This is a genomic window from Haloferax sp. KTX1, assembly GCF_902410085.1.
Classification (GTDB): Archaea; Halobacteriota; Halobacteria; order Halobacteriales; family Haloferacaceae; genus Haloferax; species Haloferax massiliensis.
This window is the reverse complement of the sequence record NZ_CABPRH010000006.1, coordinates 112,220-131,708: the sequence shown is the minus strand read 5'-3', so window position 1 is coordinate 131,708 and position 19,489 is coordinate 112,220. Positions and strand designations below refer to the sequence as shown.

18 protein-coding genes are annotated in these 19,489 nt (G+C 67.7%); 13 read left to right on the top strand and 5 right to left on the bottom strand.

All coding sequences use genetic code 11. The annotated features are described in order from the left end of the window. Window positions 1-33 precede the first annotated feature (33 nt). A complete protein-coding gene (locus FY251_RS11560; protein ID WP_148415005.1) occupies window positions 34-1,248 on the bottom strand; it encodes a BMP family protein in 1,215 nt (404 codons plus the stop codon). Between the two features lie 261 nt (window positions 1,249-1,509). On the opposite strand from FY251_RS11560, the gene lrp reads away from it, so the two are divergent. Continuing rightward, the gene (gene lrp / locus FY251_RS11555) at window positions 1,510-1,971 is read left to right on the top strand and encodes an HTH-type transcriptional regulator Lrp (protein ID WP_148415004.1); all 462 of its coding nucleotides are present in this window, start codon (window positions 1,510-1,512) and stop codon (window positions 1,969-1,971) included. A gap of 9 nt (window positions 1,972-1,980) precedes the next feature. Here the strand turns inward: lrp and FY251_RS11550 are convergent, their stop codons facing one another. Then, the gene (locus FY251_RS11550; protein ID WP_148415003.1) at window positions 1,981-3,930 is read right to left on the bottom strand and encodes a PAS domain S-box protein; all 1,950 of its coding nucleotides are present in this window, start codon (window positions 3,928-3,930) and stop codon (window positions 1,981-1,983) included. Between the two features lie 254 nt (window positions 3,931-4,184). Here FY251_RS11550 and FY251_RS11545 point away from each other — a divergent pair, with 254 nt between their 5' ends. Continuing rightward, window positions 4,185-4,577 (top strand): DoxX family protein, encoded by a 393-nt coding sequence (locus FY251_RS11545; RefSeq protein ID WP_148415002.1) that lies wholly within the window; start codon window positions 4,185-4,187, stop codon window positions 4,575-4,577. A gap of 36 nt (window positions 4,578-4,613) precedes the next feature. Here FY251_RS11545 and FY251_RS11540 read toward each other — a convergent pair whose 3' ends face one another. After that, window positions 4,614-4,793 (bottom strand): hypothetical protein, encoded by a 180-nt coding sequence (locus FY251_RS11540; RefSeq protein ID WP_148415001.1) that lies wholly within the window; start codon window positions 4,791-4,793, stop codon window positions 4,614-4,616. A gap of 100 nt (window positions 4,794-4,893) precedes the next feature. Next, entirely contained in the window at window positions 4,894-6,066 is a 1,173-nt protein-coding gene (locus FY251_RS11535) for a PAS domain-containing protein (RefSeq protein WP_148415000.1), read from the bottom strand. 187 nt (window positions 6,067-6,253) lie between these two features. Here FY251_RS11535 and FY251_RS11530 point away from each other — a divergent pair, with 187 nt between their 5' ends. The 6 genes from FY251_RS11530 (at window position 6,254) to FY251_RS11505 (ending at window position 14,159) form a co-directional block, all read left to right on the top strand. Continuing rightward, a complete protein-coding gene (locus FY251_RS11530) occupies window positions 6,254-7,612 on the top strand; it encodes a hypothetical protein (protein ID WP_148414999.1) in 1,359 nt (452 codons plus the stop codon). Between the two features lie 779 nt (window positions 7,613-8,391). Further along, the gene (locus FY251_RS11525) at window positions 8,392-11,100 is read left to right on the top strand and encodes a 5'-nucleotidase C-terminal domain-containing protein (RefSeq protein WP_255516678.1); all 2,709 of its coding nucleotides are present in this window, start codon (window positions 8,392-8,394) and stop codon (window positions 11,098-11,100) included. After that, entirely contained in the window at window positions 11,093-11,950 is an 858-nt protein-coding gene (locus tag FY251_RS11520; RefSeq protein ID WP_148414998.1) for a hypothetical protein, read from the top strand. Before FY251_RS11525 ends, FY251_RS11520 begins: the two co-directional genes overlap by 8 nt. A gap of 64 nt (window positions 11,951-12,014) precedes the next feature. Beyond that, window positions 12,015-12,620, top strand: a complete 606-nt coding sequence (locus FY251_RS11515) for an acetyltransferase (RefSeq protein WP_148414997.1) — start codon at window positions 12,015-12,017, stop codon at window positions 12,618-12,620. Between the two features lie 272 nt (window positions 12,621-12,892). Beyond that, window positions 12,893-13,093 (top strand): hypothetical protein, encoded by a 201-nt coding sequence (locus FY251_RS11510; RefSeq protein ID WP_148414996.1) that lies wholly within the window; start codon window positions 12,893-12,895, stop codon window positions 13,091-13,093. Window positions 13,094-13,355: 262 nt separating this feature from the next. Further along, window positions 13,356-14,159: a DUF502 domain-containing protein gene (locus tag FY251_RS11505; protein ID WP_148414995.1), complete on the top strand. Its 804-nt coding sequence runs from the start codon at window positions 13,356-13,358 to the stop codon at window positions 14,157-14,159. Between the two features lie 53 nt (window positions 14,160-14,212). Here FY251_RS11505 and FY251_RS11500 read toward each other — a convergent pair whose 3' ends face one another. Next, on the bottom strand, window positions 14,213-14,443 hold the full coding sequence (locus FY251_RS11500; protein WP_148414994.1) for a hypothetical protein: 231 nt from the start codon (window positions 14,441-14,443) through the stop codon (window positions 14,213-14,215). A 436-nt stretch (window positions 14,444-14,879) separates the two neighbouring features. Here FY251_RS11500 and FY251_RS11495 point away from each other — a divergent pair, with 436 nt between their 5' ends. The 5 genes from FY251_RS11495 to FY251_RS11475 all read left to right on the top strand — a co-directional run bounded on the left by FY251_RS11495 (window position 14,880) and on the right by FY251_RS11475 (window position 19,411). Next, a complete protein-coding gene (locus FY251_RS11495; protein WP_148414993.1) occupies window positions 14,880-15,152 on the top strand; it encodes a PRC-barrel domain-containing protein in 273 nt (90 codons plus the stop codon). Window positions 15,153-15,428: 276 nt separating this feature from the next. Further along, the gene (locus FY251_RS11490) at window positions 15,429-15,788 is read left to right on the top strand and encodes a hypothetical protein (RefSeq protein ID WP_148414992.1); all 360 of its coding nucleotides are present in this window, start codon (window positions 15,429-15,431) and stop codon (window positions 15,786-15,788) included. Window positions 15,789-15,890: 102 nt separating this feature from the next. Beyond that, window positions 15,891-17,273 (top strand): pentapeptide repeat-containing protein, encoded by a 1,383-nt coding sequence (locus FY251_RS11485; protein WP_148414991.1) that lies wholly within the window; start codon window positions 15,891-15,893, stop codon window positions 17,271-17,273. An 83-nt stretch (window positions 17,274-17,356) separates the two neighbouring features. Continuing rightward, window positions 17,357-18,256 (top strand): permease, encoded by a 900-nt coding sequence (locus tag FY251_RS11480; protein WP_148414990.1) that lies wholly within the window; start codon window positions 17,357-17,359, stop codon window positions 18,254-18,256. Window positions 18,257-18,388: 132 nt separating this feature from the next. Further along, entirely contained in the window at window positions 18,389-19,411 is a 1,023-nt protein-coding gene (locus FY251_RS11475; RefSeq protein WP_148415093.1) for a cell division protein FtsA, read from the top strand. Window positions 19,412-19,489: the final 78 nt, after the last annotated feature.

Below are 19,489 nucleotides of genomic sequence, written 5' to 3'. Positions count from 1 at the left end.
AAAACCCTGCGAGGTGGTGCCATGGCGGCGTCGCTAGCAGCCGCTGGCGCTACACGGCACGGTGACGTCGCCGTTGATGATGGCCTCTCTCGCCGCTTCGAGGTTCTCCGTGACCACGTCCGGAAGCTCGCCGCCGACCGCCTGCCCTAAGACGACTCGGACGGCCTCCTCTTCGAGACCGAGGATGTTCGCGCCCTGCACCGCCGACCAGTTGCCCTGAACGGTGGCCTCCGCGACCTCGTAGGTCCCCTCGTTGATGTACTTCACCGCAGAGCCCATGATGACGTCCTGGTACTCCGGGAGCGTGACGGACTGGTCCGCGTCGACGCCGATGGCGAAGCGGTTTGCGTCCTGCGCCGCCTGGAACACGCCCTGTCCCGCCGCCGCCGCGGCGTGGTAGACGATGTCCGCGCCGGCGTCGTACTGCGAGGTGGCGATGTTGTTCGCGGTCTGCGTGTCGGTGTAGTTCCCGATGTAGCCGACCGTGACGTCGACGTTCTCGTCGACCCACTCGACGCCCGCCCGGTAGGAGCGCTCGAAGGCGTTGATGAGCGAGCCGTCGACGCCGCCGACGAACCCGACGGTCGACGAGTCCGGGTCGAGCGAGTTCCCCTCGTAGGAGAGTTCGCGGGTCGTCATCGTCCCCGCAAGCACGCCCGCCTGGAAGGACATCTGGTGGTTCGCCCACGTGTACCCCGCGACGTTCGGCTGGTCGATGGAGTCGTTTATCAGCATCCAGTTCTGGTCCGGGTACGCCTCGGCGTTCGTCTGGAGCGCCTGCGTGTGGTTGTAGCTGACCAGCACGACGAGGTCGTAGTCGGGGCTCGTGCTCTCGGCGAGCCGGGACTGAACCGTCTGGTAGTTCGACTGGTTCGTCTCTTCGACCTGCTGAATCTCGATGTCGTACTCCTCGGCGGCCGTCTGAAGCCCCTGAAGCGCGAGGTCGTTGAACGCCTGATCGCCGAATCCGGCCGGACTGGAGACGATAGCGACGTTCGTCGTCTCGCCGTCCGACCCGCCGCTTTCGGTCGTCTCGCCGGTCGTCTCCGAGTCGGAGTCGCCGTCGTCCGCGGCGGTCGTCGTGGTGGTCTCTTCGGAGTCGCCCCCGGAGAGACAGCCCGCGACCCCAGCTATCGCCGCGAGGCTGATTCCCGATTTGAGAACGTCCCGGCGTCGAGTGCCACGTCGCGTCTCCCGGTTCGCTGTCTCGTCTGCCGCATCTCCTGCTCCAGTGTCCCTTGCTGCCATTATGTTTCCTCAGACTCACTCAGAGCTGAGTAACATAAATAATTATTCGCTATTTTCGCATTGTAAACGGGTGAGAGGAAAGTGTGAGATATTCGTTTATCGCACGTCCGCTCGAAAACGGACGGGGTCGAGGCCCGGACGCGTCCGGCGGAGCGCTCGACGACCGTGCGACCTAGTTTCCGGACGCGACTGGGCGACGATTCACCGAATCGTCAATTTAGATCGGGGGATTAATGATAATCACACGCAAAAGTTCCGGAGATGACCTACGAGAACCTCGATTCCGACCTCATCAACGCACTCCTCGAAGACGGGCGGCGCAGTCTCCGGAGCCTCGCCGAAGAACTCGACGTGTCGGTGACGACCGTCTCGAACCACCTGCGAGACCTCGAAGACGAGGGAATCATCGAGGGCTACACGCCCCGCGTCGACTACGACGCGCTCGGCTACGACGTGACCGCGGTCATGCATCTCAAAGTAGAGGGGAGCGCCCTCTCGGAGGTCACCGAACTGCTCGCCGACGAGCCGCAGATGGTCTCGGTGTACGAAGTCACCGGCGACTACGACGTGCTCGCGGTCGGGAAGTTCAGGAACACAGACGACATGAACCGACAGATCAAGGCGCTGTTGAGTGAGGCCCCGATTCGGGAGTCGAACACGAGCGTCGTCCTCAACGCGGTCTCCGAGAACGAGCAGTTCGACCTCGGCGACGACGACGCCTGACGCGGCGGCTCAGTCGACGCGGAACTCGAACCGCGCACCGCCTTCGGCCCCCTCCGAGACCGTCACCTCCCAGCCGTGTGCGGCCGCGACCTGCGAGATGATGTTCAGTCCGAAGCCGGTCCCCTGCGACGACGTGGTGTAGCCGGCCTCGAACACGGTGTCGCGGTTCTCAGGGGGGATTCCCACGCCGTCGTCTTCGACGTAGAACCCGCGGTCGGTCTCGCCGACGGTGACGGTCACGCCGGCTCCGCGGTCGGGCGAGTCGTCTCGGTCGCCTGTAGAACCGTGTTCTACAGCGTCACCGGACGCAGTCCGGTTGCCCGTCGAGCCGTGCTCGACGGCGTCGTCGGGAGAATCCCGACTGCCCGTGGAACCGTGTTCCACGGCGTTCCGAAACAGGTTTTCGAGGAGTTGCTGGAGTTGGTCGGCGTCGGCGTCGAGGACCAGTTCGGTCTCGACCGAAAGCACGGCGCCGCCGGTCACCACGTTCCGCCAGCACGCTTGCGCGAGGTCGGACAGCGCGACCGGCTCGATTTCCATGGCGTCGTCGCCGTCGTGGGCGAGCACGAGCAGGTCGCTGATGAGGTCGTCCATGCGTTCCAGCGCGCGGTCGATAGCGTCGACGTGGTCGCTGTCGCAGTCGTCCGCGAGCAGGTCGAGTCGGCCCATCGCGACCTGCAGCGGGTTGCGGAGGTCGTGGCTCACGACGCTCGCGAAGCGGTCGAGCCGCTCGTTTTGCTCGACGAGTTCGACCTCCCGTTGCTTCTGCTCGGTGATGTCCCGAATCATCGCGACGTACAGGTCCTCGCCGGCGACGTTGAGTTGGATGAGGTGGACCTCGGTGGGGAACGTCGTGCCGTCGCGGCGCTGCAGTTCGCCTTCGAACCGGTCGGGTTCGTTCGGCGGGAGCTCCCCCCAGAACGACCGCGAACGGGCCGGGTCCGACGAGGGGTCGAGGTCCCAGATGGTCTTGTCGACGAGTTCCGCCTCGCTGTAGCCCAGCTCCTCGCACATCCGCTGGTTCACGTCTCGGATCGTGCCGTCGTCCGTGTGGATGACGACGAGGTCCGGCGAGTGTTCGAACAGGGCTTCGAGCCGCGCGGTGTTCGCCCAGAGGGTCCGCTCGTAGACCTTCCGCGGCGTGACGTCGTCTTGGAAGCCGACGAAGAAGTCGATGTCCCCGTCGTCGTCGAACAGGGGCGCGATGCGCACGCGATTCCAGAACTCGGTGCCGTCCTTGCGGTAGTTCAGCAGTTCGACCGTCGTGGGGTCGCGCTCGTCGACCGCCGCCCGCAGTTCGGCGACGGTGTCTTCGTCGGTCGCCTCGCCCTGTAGGAACCGACAGTTCCGCCCGACTGCTTCCTCGGCGTCGTAGCCCGTGAGCGTCTCGAACGCCTCGTTGGCGTAGACGATGGGGTTGTCCGCCGCGCGGGGGTCGGTGAGGACGATGCCGACGGGCGCTTCGTCCATCGCCCGCGACCTCACCGACAGGCGCGTTTCGAGCGCCTCGCCCGGCGACGCCCGAGCGGACCGGACGCGCTCGACGGCGTTCTCGACGCGGGTGGCGAGGAGTCGGTACTGGGTCGCGTCGTCGCCCTTCCGCAGGTACCCGGTCGCGCCCGCGGCGAGCGCCTCGTCCGCGATTTCCTCGCGCGCCCGTTCGGTAAAGACGATAAACGGCAGTTCGGGGGACTCGTCGCGGACCCGCGACAACACGTCGAGACCGTCGAGGCCGGGCGGGTCGTAGCCGCAGACGACGCAGTCGAACGCCGCGTCACCGCTCCGAATCCGGTCGAGCGCGGCCCGCGGGTCCGACTCGGTATGGACCGTGAATCGCCCGCGCTCGCGTTCCAGTTGCGACGCGACGAGCGCCGCGAAGTCGCGGTCGGCTTCGACGTAGAGGACGTCGATAGACGCCGGCTCCGAGAGTGAACGCGGCGCGTCACGAGATGAGACCATACGCGACGATAGATAACGCCAAGAGACTATAATGGTGATGCCGGGCGAGAACGTGTCGCATCCTCGGTCGCGTCGGACTCCCCGTCCGGAAGGAGAAACGCATCTATCGACGCCGCCGGGGACGGCCACACTGCAACTCGCGTGCGACGGCGATACAGCGCCCGAATTTCGGAGGCTGAACGGCGAGCGGTAAAAACGCATCGGCCGGTTCGTAAACAGAGCGCTTATAATTTTGAGTCCGCGTACAAACGGTAATGACAGCCTCCGACGACACCGAACGCAACACGCCATCGCGGCTCGCCCGCGCCCTCTTCGCGAGCGGCCTCGCAGTCCTGGCGATTCGCAACCTGACCGACCTCGACGGCCGCATCGCCTACGCGGAGGCGAAGGGCGTCCCCGAGGCGGACCGACTCGTCCCCGCCGCGAGCGGTCTGCTCCTCGGAGGCAGCCTCGGTATCGGCCTCTGGAAGCTCCCCAAACTCGCTTCCGCGAGCGTCGCGGCGTTCTTCGCCGGCGTCACGCCGACGATGCACGACTTCTGGGCCGTCGACGACGACGCCCGCGACGAGGAGCTCACGTCGTTCCTCCAGAACCTGACGCTGTTCGGCGCGGCGCTCGCGTTCTTCAAGCGCGCCTCGGACGAGTAGAGACAGTCCGGACGCGGCCGGCCGGTTTTTTTGCGGTCACGTATCGACGGCATACTCGTCGATCTGGTCGACTCCCCGCCAGAGCGCGTACAGATACCACAGTCCGACAACAGTCCACTCAACCGCGACGAGCGGAGAGCCGTGGAACCACCGGTGCGCCGCGAAGCCGAACGCGGAGAGGGCGAGGACCTGATAGAGCCGAGCGTGGGCGGACACGACCGCGGCTAGTACCCGCCGCGACCGTATTTTTTACCCACGCCGGAGGCGGACACCCCACCGTTTCCAGTATCTCGTCGGCGGCCGCGACGAAAGCCAATCAGGACGAGAACACGTCGCCCGCGCCGTCGACGTCGGCCGGGCGGTAGAAGCCGACGAAGAACTCGACTTCGCCGTCGTCGTCCCGAATCGGGCGAATATCGAGACGGGTCCGGACGGGCTCGCCGCCGGCGTCGTAGATTCGGATCTCCGTCGAAATCGGCTCGCCGGCGGCGACGGCCGCCCGAATCGCGGCGACCGTCTCGGGGTCCGTCTCGGGGCCGTAGAGGAACCGGTAGTTGCGACCCCTCACCGACTCGGCGTCGTAGCCCGTGAGCGTCTCGAACGCCTCGTTGAGATAGACGATTGGGTCGTCGGGCTGCGACGGGTCGAAGACCACGGTGGCGACGTCGACGGCGTCGAGCACCCGGTCTTTCAGTTCGACTTCGGCCCGCAGCGCGTCGACTTCGGTGAGTTCCTGGACGATACAGACGTGTCCCCCGTCGTCCATCTGCGTCAGCACGAGGCGCTCGGGAACCGCCTCGCCGCCCTTGGTGACGCCGGTCGAAAACCCCCGCCACGACCCCTCGGCTTCGAGTTGCGGGAGGATTTCGTCGTGGAATCGCCGGGCCTCATCGTCCGGGTAGAGGATGGCCCAGTGCTCGCCGATGAGTTCGGCCCGGTCGCGGTCGTAGAGCGCGGCGTACGCCTCGTTGAGGTACTGGTAGACGCCCTCGTCGTCGATGATGCCGATTCCCTCCTCGGCCGATTCGATGGCGAGAAAGCCGCGTCGCACGTGCGTCTCGGCCCAGTACTTCTCGACGAGGTTCGAGACCTTGTTCGCCAAGACGGGGTACTCCTCGGGGCCGCCTTTCTGGAGGTACTCGTCGACGCCGGCGGAGATGGCGCGGCTCGCGATCTCCTCGCTCCCCTTGCCGGTGAAGAGGACGAACGGGAGCTCGATGCCCCGCTCGCGCGCCGCCGTGAGGAGTTCGAGCCCGTCCATCCCCGGCATGTCGTAGTCGCTGACGACGCAGTCGTACTCGCCGTCGGTGAGTTCGTCGAGCGCCGGCCCCGGCTCGGTGTACGTCTCCGTCTCGACGTCGTCGAGTTCGCGTTCGAGAAAGGTCGCGGACAGCTCCACCATCGCCTCGTTATCGTCGACCAGCAGGATTCGCATCGCACGCCGCTCCGCGCTAAACGGGGCGATACCGTGGAGTGGAGACACGTCCATACGTCTGTGGTGTCGCGTCACAGTGATAAAAACAGCTACGGCGACAGTCACGCCCGACGACAGAACGCCCCAGACCGTCCCGGGGCACTCGCCTCGGTGGCGAACGGACGTCTGTGTAGAATATATATTACTAGATGAGCCCGACGGCAATAAATTATATGCGGTGTGACACAGTTGACATCATCATATGGAAGTGGTCAGGAACGTCCGAGAGCTCACGGCGGTTCTCGAACAGTTTACGGAGACGACGGGAGCGGTCTGCGAGCTTGAACTGACGAGCGACGGCGAATCGGCCGCGGACGGTGTCCTGGCTTCGGTTACCGTCGCGTACGACCTCGCGTCCGAGTGCGCGGTCGACCCGAACCGGCTCTCCGTGTCGTCGCCGGCGGCGACGGTCGCCGACGGCCGGCTTCGACTCGAACTCGACGTGGCGCTCGCGCCCCCGCCGAGCGGAGACGCCGACCCGGAATCGGCGTCGGCCGAGCGCGACTCCGAACGCGACTCCGAGCCGACTGAACCGGTCGCCCGGGCCGACGGCTCCGGGACGCGAAACGCGGCGGTCGACGCGGCCGTCGGAGCCGGCGCGTCGCCGCCGACGATGGAGTCCGCAGTTCCAGCGGTGAAGGGCGGAACGCCGGAGAGCGACCGGGGCGAATCTGCGTCGGCGGACGACGCCACCGAGGCGGGCGCGGAGACGGAGGCGGAGGCGGAGGCGGACGTCAGCACCGACGCGGACGCCAGCACGGAAACGGAGACCGACGCGGACGCCAGCACCGAGACGGAGCCAGCGGTGGAGTCGGACGCAAAAGCGGACACAGACGCGGAGCCGAATTCCGACGCGGTCCCGGCCCATCACGACCCGGTTCGGCTTCGGGAGGCCTACGAGGCCTGCGAGACGTTCAAGGAGATGACCGCCGCTCTCGGCGTCGACGTGACCCCGCAGACCGTCCGCAACCAGATGATTCAACGCGGGATTCACGAACCGGAGTCCTACGGCCCGTCGACCGAAACGGCGTCTTCGAGCCGAGCGAGCGACGCGGGCGACGAGGCGCGGACCCCGGAGCCGCGCGTCGCCGACGAGGGGGGCGCGGCCGCGCCTGAGCGGTCGGCCGAACCGGGAGGCGAGGACACCGCGGACTCGGCGGGGGCGGAACGTGAGACGCGAGCCGAGGCCGACGCGGAAGTCGGGCCGGCGTCGACTGCGGGGCCGACCGGTGACGCCGGGACCGACGCGGGCGACGCAGACGAGACGGCTGCGGTGACCGAGGACGACTCCGGCGCGAGTGACCTCCCGGCGCTTCCCGCGTCGCTGTCCTCGCTCGGCTGCTCGACGGCGGACGTGTGTGCGGCCGTCGCGGGCGCGAAGACGCTGTACGAAGTCGAGCGTCGCCTCGGACTCGACCGCGACGAGGTCCGCGACCTGCTGACCGCGCTCGACCTCCTCGACCTCGTCACCGGGCGGATGGCCCGGCGCGACGCGTCGGCGGCGACCCCCGCCGACGTTCGAACGCGAGCGCGCGCCGCGCTCGACGGCGATGCCGAGTGAATCGGCCGGGCGAGTATCGGCGCGACGGGAGACGCCTACCGATACGCCGCTCTACCGCGAGTGGCGAGCGAGTCTTCTCGGAATCCATTACATAATTAGAAAGTGATATGATTCGGGGGTTCGGGCGGTGTACGCCGCACGTCGAGCGGAAGCGCGCTCATCGAGGTCGGTGTGCGGTCCCGGCAGATACGCCAGTCACGCGGCCAGCACGTTCGACGGGAGACCGAGTGAGCCTGCGAAGGCGTCCGTCTTCCGACGCTGTTTTCGCAGTCGACTCGGACCGCTTCTGCCCGTATTCGCGGATTCGACGGCGAGAAGGCGTATTCTGTATTCCCGACATCGATTCGTTGAGCAACTGCCGGTGGGCCGGGACCGCGCAGTCGACGCCGGACGTATCCTCGTGAGCTTCTCGGCCGAATGCCGGCGCGTCCTCTCCCGTCCGAGTCGGGCGGGTCGTCGACTCCCTCCTCGGTTTTCCTGAGTTACTGATAGTTCTCAGTTATTACCACTCATCTTATTCTCAGAGTTCCGGACACGTTCCCGGCCGAGTACCGCGGGCGTCCCCCACCCCCGCGTCGCTCGACGCGCGGTGAAGTCGGTGCGTTTCGCCCGCCGGTCCGAAGACGAACCGCGGCGCGCCGAACACGTCAGTATGTTGTAGTATGGTCACCAACATATCAGTCTTACCAGCAGTTATCACATCCGCCTCGGTGCGGGTTGTTGTGTTTGCGCACATGACATCACGGACAGTTTTCAGACGTACTGTAACAGCAATGCTGGTGGTCGTACTCACGACCGCGACGCTCCCCGCCGGTGCGGCGGGCGTCGCGGCCGGGGAGGACGCGAGCGCACTCGATTCGAACGTCCAACCGGTGGCGAACGCGTCCGACCCGGCGGACGTGACCACCGCCACGCTCCAGTCGGACGGGGCCGACGGCGACGCCGGTAACGATACCGCTGGCGCGAACGCGACGACCGTCACGCTCGTCGGCTTCAACGACATCGGCAAGGCGGCCGCCGGGTCCGGCGACGACAAGCTCGGTCGGATGATTACGCTCATCGACCGCGAGCGCGCCAGCGCCTCCGGGCCGGTGTTCGTGGCCGGCGGCGGCGACGAACTCAGCCCGCACGCACTCCGCAACTACGACGGCTTGGAGCACGGCTACGAGCCGCCGATGACGGCGATGAACCTCATCGACCCCGACGCCGAGGTCGTCCAGAACCACGAACTCGACTACGACGAGGACGCGGGGACGAACGACTTCGCCGTCTTCGAGGCCATCGCCGACGAGTCGACCTACCCGTGGCTCCTCGCCAACGTCGTCGACGAGGAGACGGGCGAGAACCTCCCCGGGACGAAGAACTACACCGTCGTCGAGCGCGGCGGCGTCAGGGTCGGCTTCTTCGGCCTGACCGACGAGGCCATCAACGCCAAGACCGACGGCGTCATCGAGCGCAACGGCTACACCGTCGTCGACCCGACGACCGCCGCCCGGCGGACCGTCGACACGCTCCGCAACGAGGAGGACGTCGACGTGGTCGTCGCGCTGGCTCCGGTCGGGATTCCGGACTCGAAGGCCCTCGCGCGGAACGTCGACGGCATCGACGCGCTCGTCTCCGGTGACGACCAACAGCGCTACCCGCCGCAGACGACGAACGGGGTCCTCATCGGCGAGACCACCGGCAAAGCCAACGCCATCATGCGGATGGAGCTAACCGTCGATAACGGGAGCGTCACCGACGCTTCCGGCGAACTCGTCGACGTGACGACCGACGTGCCGCGCAACGACTCGTGGCAGACCTACATCAACCCGCTCCGCGAGGAGTACCTCGACACGGAGCTCGCAACCGCGGTCATGCCCGAGCACACGGGCGTCGGCTCCAGCTACACCGACGACTCCGCGACGGGCCACCTCGTCACCGACGGCGTCCGCGGCTACACCGGTGCCGACGTGGCCGTGACGAACGCCGGCGGCATCCGCGACACGCTCTATCCGAGCGACTACGCCGCGGGCGAGGAGTTCAACGTCACCCGCGGGATGGTGACCTCGACGCTCTCGTTCGGCAACCACATCGTCGTGGTCGAACTGACCGGCGCGGAGCTCCGCGAGGTCGTCGAGAGCCAGATAACGCCGCTGGAGATGGACAACCAGTACGGCACGCAGACCCAACAGCAGGTCAGCGGCGTCACCTTCGAGTGGGTGCCCCACACCGATAGCTCGTCGCCCGGCGAGGGCGACGCGACGATTCGCGACCTCACGGTGAACGGCGAACCCGTCAACGACTCGGCGACCTACACGCTCGCGACCAACTCCTACATCGCCGACGGCGGCAGCGGCTACCCGCTCGCCGACAAGCCGCGCGTGGCGGTCTACAACGAGACGACGATGGCCGACGGCGTCATCGGCTACCTGCAGAACCGCTCGACCGTCGCGGCCGCCGAGGTCGACACCGAATCCGACGACCGGATGCGACGGGTCGACACGGCGGTCGACGCCGACGCGGTCGACGTGACGAGCGGCGACGGCCGGACGACGGTCACCATCGACGCGCCATCGCGCGTGACCGGCGTCGATGGGACCGCCGCCTTCGCCGACCGAAGCGGCGGCTACGTCGAGGCGACGAACGTCGCCTACGACGGCGCGAGCGGCACCGTCACGGTCTCGGTGCCGACGAGCGACCTCGACGCCTTGGAGACGCCGGTGACCGCGCCGGACTCGGGCGTCGACCTCTACGTCGACTACACCGACAGCGCGTATTCGAGCCGGTACGAGAACTTCGATTCGGCGGTGCTGAACGTCGACCTCGACGGCGAGGCGACGACGCCCGACCCGACGCCTGAACCGACCGACGGCGTCGCGCTCGCGGTCGGCTCGAACGGCCAGTCCGTCCCCCTCGGCGACACCCGGACGTTCGACATCACCGCGAGTGACGCCGCCAGCGGCGTCGGCGCGTACGAACTGACCCTCGCGGTCGGCGATTCGAGCGTGGCCCGCATCGCGGACGTACAGTTCCGCGACGACCCCGGATTCTCGGCGGTCAATATCAGCGACGACGGCAGTGAGGTCCGCATCGAGGCCGCCGGCGTCGACCCCGACGACGGCGACGCGAACGACTCGCAGGTCCTCGCTACCGTGACGGTCACGGGCGTCGCGCTCGGCGGGTCGACCGCCCTCGAACTGACGCCCGCCGCGACCTACGACCCCAACGGGACGGCCTACGCGGTGTCGCGCATCGACAACCGACCCGTCGGCGTCGAACCCGGCGACCTCACCGGCAACGGCTACGCGATGGCCGACCCCGACGGCGACGGCACCTTCGAGGACGTCAACGGCGACGGGAGCGTGGACATCGTCGACGCGCAGGCGCTGTTCGTGAACCGCGACGCCGACGCCGTCCAGGCGAGCACCCCCGCGTTCGACCTCAACGCCGACGGGCGGGTCGACGTGGGCGACGTGCAGTGGCTGTTCGTCACCACGGATGACTGAGGCGAACACGCCCGCGGTCGCGGTGTTCGTGGCGGTCGTCTGTCTGAGCGCCGTCGCGCCGCCCGCGGTCGCCGCGACCGACACGACCGTCGGCTTCGGCACCGACGCGGCGACCGTCGAACCCGACTCGACGCGGACGTTCGACGTCGTCGTCGACAGCGTCGACGGCGGCGTCGGCGCGTACGACCTGACGGTCCGACTCGACGACGCCGTCGGCCGCATCGCCGAACTCACCACCCCCGACGGCACCGACCCGCAACTGAGGAACACGTCGTACGACGAGAACGGCACGGTCGCGTCGCTTCGCGTCGTCAACCTCGACACCGACGACGACGGAACGGTCGCGGTCGCGTCCGTCACCGTCGAGACCGCCGATACCACCGCCGACGGTGCGCTCAACGTGTCCGCGGCCAAACTCGGCGACGAGGACGGCAACAACTACTCCGTCACCGGCACGTCCGGACTCGACCTCTCTGTCTCGGAATCGACCGGCGGTGGCGGTGGTGGTAGTGGTGGTGGCGGTGGCGGCGGCGATGACGACGAGTCGGACGACGACACCGGCGACGATGCCGACGCGGACGACGGGTCGGACGACGACACCGACCGGCCCGCGACCACCGAGTCGGCGGCGGAGTCGCCGACGTCCACCGCGTCGCCCGCGAGTCCGACGGCGGCCGACGACGGTACGACGACCGCCAGCGCGACAGACACGCAGTCCGCGACCGCGACCGGGACGACCGAGTCCCGGACCACGGCGACCGGCGTCCCCGGCTTCGGCGTCGCGCCCGCGGTCGCCGCAACCGCGGCGCTCCTGCTCGGGGCCGGACGCCGAATGCGACGCGAGAACTGAGCGAACGCGGGCTCTGCGGAGCCTGTGTCGAATCTTTATCCGTGTGGGCGTCTAGCAGAGAGGTATGAACGGCCCGGACACCGCGGACGAAACGAGCTTCTATCTCGACTACGAGCTGCAGGTCGATGCGACCCGCGACGCCGTAGCGAAACTCGCTCGTGAGGTCCTCCAGTACGAGTGGGCCGACTACCTCCGCGCGTCGCCGCCGGCGGGCGGCCACGAATGGCACGCCCTCGACTCGGGGAAGCCGTGGGGGCGCGTCACGCCCACGTCGTGGGAGCGCGGCCGCGACAGCGGCTACGACCTCCACTTCGAGCACTACCCGACGCCGCGCGCCCTCCAACGCGGGCAGTTCCGGCTCGAACTCCACCTCGAAGACGGCGTCCACGGCGACGCCGACTTCTCCGGCGACTCGCCGTACGCGGCGCTCCGCGAGCGACTCGTCGCGGCGCTCGACGAGGCGCGCGGCGAACACGACGACCTCCCGGCAGGCGAGTTCGGCACCGGGCGGACGCTCTGGCGGGTCGACTCGCAGTTCCTCGCGGGCGACACCGTCGCCTACTACGAGGCGCTCCGCGAGGCGCTGTCGGCGCACGACCCGTTCGTCGACGCCGTGGCGGCCGTCCTCGACGACGAACTGCCCGAACGCGACCCGTTCGAACGCGGCTGACGCGGCGGGCGACAACCGACTCGCGGTGCGGGCCGAACCGCGCGAGTGCCGACAGACGCGCGGCGACGCCCGGATTCGACCGCGATTGTTCCGCGGCGCAGTCGGCGGACCCCGCGAGCTCCGGCCGAGTCGGAGCCGCGACCGGTAGTTCGAAACCGTCCGGAACGGAAAGTGTACAATCAACCCGTCAATACCACTATATAGTCACATTTGCTCACCGAATGTCGAGAACTGCGAAAGAACTATACTATTTGACGCCCGCTAGTGAAACGATGGCACAAGCAATCGAGGTCGCCCCGCACGTGATCACGGAGGGGTCGACCATCCGGCATTCGACGCTGTGTACGGAACAGACGGTGGTGGAAATCGAAGACGGGACCGTCCGGACGACGTACGACGACGAGGAGTTCGTCTACCCGCGCGAACAGCTCGCGCTCGACCTCTCGGTCGGTCGGTTCGAAGTCGTCTCCTAACCCCGCCTTCGGGACGGCACGGGCCACCGTCCCGCCTTGCGTCGTCGCTCACGGTTACCGTACTCGGGGCTTCCCGGCCCACACGTGTCCCCGTTTTCGTCGCTCGTGACGGATTCGCCCGTCTCCGGACGCCCGCGAGCGTCCGCGCCGAAGCGCGCCTCGGAAATACGGACAGTTCGATTGCCGACACTATTTGTACGAGCCACATGAACCACCGGGCGTGTCCTCCGCTGACCCTCCGCGCTCGCCGGGCACACTCGCCGTGAGCGCCAAAGAGACCGGCCAATCGCTGTACGAACGAGCCTACAACACCCTGCTGACGGGCGTGGCGATCATGATCCCCATCGTCATCACGCTGTACGTCCTGCGCGTCGGCATCGACTTCGTCAGGGACGCCCTCGAACCGTTCATCGACCTGCTTCGCTGGGCGGGCGTCATCAGCCGCTTCGAGAGCGTCGAGTTCATCAGCCTCCTCATCGAACTCGGCGTCTACTCGTTCGTCGTCGACTTCTTCACCGAGTTGGTGGCGCTGCTCGTCCTCTTCGGAATCGTCGCGGTCGTGGGGACCGTCGGCCGCAACCAGTACGGCGAGAAGATCATCGGCGCGTTCGACCTCGTAATTTCGTCGATTCCGGGCGTTGGGACGGTGTACAAGAGCTTCCGCCGCATGGGCGACGTGGTCCTCGACGAGGGGGCAGACGAGTTCCAGGACGTGAAACTCGTCCAGTGTTTCGACGACGACGTGTACGTGCTGGGCTTCCAGACGGGCGGCTCTCCCGCGACCATCGAGCAGTCCACCGGTCACGGCGAGATGGTCTCGATGTTCCTCCCGCTCGCGCCGAACCCCGTCACCGGCGGCCTGCTCACCTACATCCCCGCCGACGACGTGTACGACATCGACATGACCGTCGAGGAGGGCGTCCGGAGCATCCTCACGAGCGGCGTCGCCACCGACGAGGACTCGGACGCGCTGGGCGTGAACATGTCCGAACTCCGCGGCACCGAGCGGTTACAGGACATCCGCGAATCGATGATTACGACCGACGAGAAGCGAGACGACGACTGACCGCAGAGGAGTCGAAGGGACGAGTCGCGTTTCCGAGGCCGTCCCCCGGCGACCTACCGCCCGTTTCCTCCGAACTCGGCCGACAGGATACCGGGGAGGTCGGTCAACCAACTGACGACCGCGCAGACGACCATCACGCCGACCGCGGCCATGTAGCCCCAGACGGTGACCGCGTCGAGCACGAAGTCGATAGCGACGAATCCCGAGAGGATGACGGCACCGCTGACGGCCGCCGCGACGACGACGGCCAGCGCACCGTACGCCCGTGTCGGATTGTCTACCATATCGAAGGATGTCGGCTCGGAAACAAAAAACGTGAGGGCCACCCTCGGCGGCGGGAACGACACCGCCGGCCGGCGACGACCATCGGTCACCGCGACGAGAGACACCGCGGGCGCTCACGGGAGACTCGTCGGGACGCGAAGATGGTCAGTCGGCCTCGGTAGTGGTGGTGGGTCTACGGAAGGAACACCGAGGCTCGGTTCGTCCTGACCAGATGGATATCTCTTAGGCGCTCCTAAAAAATATACCGGAGGTCACGAATATCAGCCGCATACACGTCGAACGAGGCTGTCCGCGTCGTCGGGCGGGAGACGACCGCGGTGGCGCTGAAACACCACACCACGGTCGGAGGTCGCCGTTCAGCGGTCGGTCGGGAAACGGCGATGTCGTTCCGTCCCGACCGAGGTATTTTTGATTGACACGTCCGATAGCGGAGATATGGGTCCCCAGTTATCGTCGGGCATCGAACCGATTCCGAGCATCGAAGGCCGCCCCGTGTACACCGCCTCGGGCGATCGATTTGGCGAGGCCGTCGACCTCTGTGTCGACCTCGACGACGACCGCGTGACCGCGCTTCTCGTCTCCGTCGAGGATCCGCCCGAGGGGTTGGAGGTCGGTCTGCGCGGCGTCCGAGTTCCGTTCGAGTCCGTGCGCGGGATGGCCGACATCGTCGTCTTGGCGGGCGATCCGGCGCTTGAGGCCACCGACTGACCGCGGCGGCTCCGCGTTCGACCGACCGCGCCGCCGGGCAGACGTTGATATGCTCCGGACGGCGACTGTACGACGGGCGGTCGCGTCGGTCGGGATGTGGACAGCACGACCGCCCAGTCACGGCGACCCGTCCCGCCCGCTCGCCTCTGACAGGCGGTCGGAACCCGGTGGTTCGATGCTGGCTGTGAGCCTCGCAACCCGCGCCGACGGCGAAAACTCGTCGTCGGTGAACAACTGTGTAGATACGTTGATACGAGCGGACCGAGTAGGCGGGCTGTGAGTTTCTACGAGTCGATTCACCAGTTCGTCGGCGAGCGCGAGACGCTCCGGTCGGTCAGCCACTACGAGGAGATGACGGTGCTCCTCACCGAGACGCGACTCGTCCAGATTCGACACGACGGCGGGCAGGCGACCCCCGAGCGGGTGCGGGAGATGCGGACGATACAGCTCAACCGCCCCGTCTTCGCCGGCTGTTCCGTCGAACTCGAATCCGACCGCACCGTCGTCGGCTTCCACGACAGCACCGGCGAGACGGTTCGGCTGGTGACGCTCCCCGTCCGCGACTTCGAGTTCGCGGCGACGTTTTCGGCCGTCGTCGGCGACGCCGAAGTCGGCGCGCCGTTCGTCGGGGAGTGACCAACGCGACCGCGACGAGGACGGCCGCGACCCTGTGGCGGCGCGCGACGCGCCCACCTCGTGACAATCTATTTACGTGATAACGACGAACGGTCGAGTAACGTGGAACGCACCGCGCGCTGTACCTACGAGCACGTCTTCGACGCCGCCGACGAGACGGGTGCCGACGAGTCGCCATCGGTGTGGCGGTGTCCGCACCCCGCCAGCGGCGGGTCAGACCGCTGTCTCTTCCACCGACCCGCCGAGGAAACCCGCTCCGGGGCCGTCACCGAGGCGCTCCGCGAGGCGGTCGAGGACGACGCGCGACCCTCGGCGTTCGTCGGCGCGGCGTTCGAACGCATCGACCTCGCGGGGGTGACGCCGCCGTCCGACGCGTCGCTCGACTTCCGCGGCGCGATGGTGAAATCGGATATCGACCTCCGCGACGCGACGCTCGACGGCGCGCTCCGGCTCGACCGCGTCTCGGTCGGCGGCGCGGTGTGCATGCAGCGTCTCGACGCGTCCGGGGCGGTGAGCTGTCGCCACCTGCAGATTGGCGACCGCTGGGTGCTCTGCGAGGCGCGCTTCGACGAGCGCTTCGACGCGACTGCCTTCAGCGCCGAGACGGTGGTGGCGACGGCGGCGCGCTTCGAGGCCGGGGCGACGTTCAGGAAGGGCGTCGTCGACGACGACGTGTCCGTCGCCGAGGCGAGGTTCGGCGGGCCGGCGTGGTTCTCCCACACTCGACTGGGCGGCCGCCTCGACTTCGGGAACGCCGCGTTCGACCGTCGGCTCTCGCTGGCGCACTGCCGCGTCCGCGGGAGCGTCGTCGCCGCGTCGGCGACCGTCGACGACGGCCTCTCGCTCGAACACCTGACGGTCGAGGGCGAACTCGACGCGGCCCGGCTCACGGTCGACGGCGGCATCGACGCGACGACCGCCGCCTTCGGCGGCCGGGTCGACTGCACGGGACTCACCGCCCGCGACGGAGCCGTCGACTTCACCCACTGCGCGTTCGGCGGCCCGGTCTACTTCGACAACGCGTCCGTCGAGGGTCGGGGGCTCCGCTTCCGGAGCGCGCGGTTCGAGTCGGGACCGGCGTCGTTCGTCCGCGTGGCCGTCGACGGGGGACTCGAACTCTCGGACGCGGTCTGTTCGGCCGAGTCGCCCGTCCGGTTGGTCGAAGCCGCCGTGGGCGAAAGCGTCATCTGCGACCACGCGCGCTTCGGCGACGAACTGTTCTGTTCGGGGGTCCGCGTCGCGCGCGACGTGGACCTCTCGGACTGCACCGTCGGGTCGCTCACCTTCGGCGTCGAAATCGGCGGGCGGCTGGACTTCGCGCACGCCCACGTGACCGACGCGGCGGCGTTCGGCGACACCGTCGTCCACGGCCCCGCCAGATTCACCAGCGCCCGGTTCGACGCGGACCCCACGCTCGCCGAGGCGACCCTCGACGACACGGTCGCGGCCTACGACGTGACCGTCGAGCGCGCCGGCGGGCGGTGACGGGGTCTCGGGTCGGTCGCCGGCGAGGGGACGAGGCCGAACCCGGCGAACATTATATGTCGCGCGGGAGAATGGTCTGAGGTATGTCGAGTGACGGGCAGAACACCCTCATCGCCCTCTACCGACGGTACGTCGACGCCGACCCCGACGAGACGACCGTCTACGCGGGCTTCGCGCTGTTCTTTACGGCTATCGGACTGCTCGCCGTCGCGCTCGCGGCGGTGGTGTGGAGCGGCGGCATCCCGCCCGAGAACATCTTCAAGTACGAACTCCGCGAGGTCGCGGGCGTCACCGGCGCGCTCGGGATTCCCCTCCTCCTCGTCTCCGTCGTGGTCTTGCTCCCCTCGCGGTACCGGTTCCCGAAGCTCCTCGCGGGCGCGGGACTGGTCGTCTGTGCGGTCGCCGTCGTCCAGTTCGTCGGCGCGTACCCCCACAACTGGAACGTCGCCGCGAGCGCCGACCGGAGCGGCCGCATCGTCGGTATCTACTCGCTCGGCGCGGTGGCGGTCGTCGCCGCCAGCGGCACGTCGCTCGTCGGCTTCCAAATCGCCCGGGCGAAGACGAGCGGCCCCGCCGCGGGCGGGAGCGACGCGAAGTCCGACGCGACCGACGAGGAAGACGAGGAAGCCGTCTCCGCGCAGGTCCGCCGCGACATGGACGAGGCGCTGTCGAACACCGAACTGTCGTGGGGGGGCGTCCGCAAGACCGAGACCACCCGCCTGAAGCTCGACACCTCCGCCGTCGACGACGTCGACCGCGCGAGCTTCGAGAACGCCAAAGCGACCGAGACGCGCGGCGGGGGCGTCGACGACGCGGTCGCCGGGCTCCAGGGCCTCCGCGGCGGGAAGAAAGACACGGCGGTCGGCGACAGCACGGACGACCAGGCCGCCGCGCTGGCCGAACTCCGGAAGCGACAGCAGGCCGACGCCGAACGCGATGACTCCGAGGGGCTGGTCGACCGGATTCGCGGGCTGTTCTCCTGAGCCGTCGCGGGACGCCGGGCCGTCGGTTCGGCGTTGGATTCATCGGCCGACATGAATGTCAAAAGCGCATACAGATTTATGCGACAGCCCTACGACGCGTGAGGTATGGCGAAAGGCCTTGACGTAGGTACCATGAACATCCTGTCGGCGAGTCAGGATGGGAGTGAGACCGTATTTGTCCAGCAGCGAAACTCGTTCGTCGAAATCGACTACAGCGACATGGCGGAACAGATGCTCTCGCGGAGCGACGTGCTCCACATCCGCAAGGACGACAAGGTGTACGTCGTCGGCGACGACGCGCTCAACTTCGCGAACATCTTCGGCAAGGAGACGCGCCGGCCGATGCAACACGGCATCCTCTCCAGCGAGGAGTCCTCCGCGATTCCGATGATCAAGCTCATCATCGAGCAGGTCGTCGGCTCGCCCTCCCGGCCGAACGAGCGCCTGTTCTATTCGAGTCCCGCCGACCCCATCGACTCCGACCTCTCGACGCTGTATCACGACAAGACGCTCGAATCGATGCTCGGCGACATGGGCTACGACCCCGAACCCATCAACGAGGGGATGGCGGTCATCTACAGCGAGCTCGCCGACAACAACTTCACCGGCCTCGGCGTCTCGTTCGGCGCGGGCATGACGAACATCTGCCTGGCGTACTACGCGGTGCCGGTCATGCAGTTCTCCATCGCCCGCGGCGGCGACTGGATCGACCAGCAGACCGCACAGGCCACCGGCACGGCCGTCGACAAGGTCACGTCCATCAAGGAAGACGACTTCCGGCTCGACTTCCGCACCGACGTCGGCGGCGTCGAAGGCGCGCTGTCGATCTACTACGAGAACCTCCTCGACTACGTCATCGAGAACATCGAGCGCGAGGTCGACGAGGAGGACATCGAGGAGGGCCTCGACGTGCCCGTCGTCGTCACCGGCGGCACCTCCAGCCCCGACGGCTTCGAGGAGCTGTTCGAACACCACCTCGAAGACTCCACGATTCCGTTCTCGGTCAACGAGGTCCGGAGCATCGACCGACCCCTCTACAGCGTCGCCCGCGGGTCGCTCGTCGCCGCCCGCTCCGAAGAGGAGTCCGACGGGAGCGCCTCCGAGCCCGACCCGGAACCCGAAACCGAAACCGAAGCCCCGCCGGAATCGAACTGAGCGCCGACCCGAGCTGACACACCGGCCGGACAGTACGTCACGACCGAGGTCGACGCGCCGCCGGCGACGCGCGAGCGC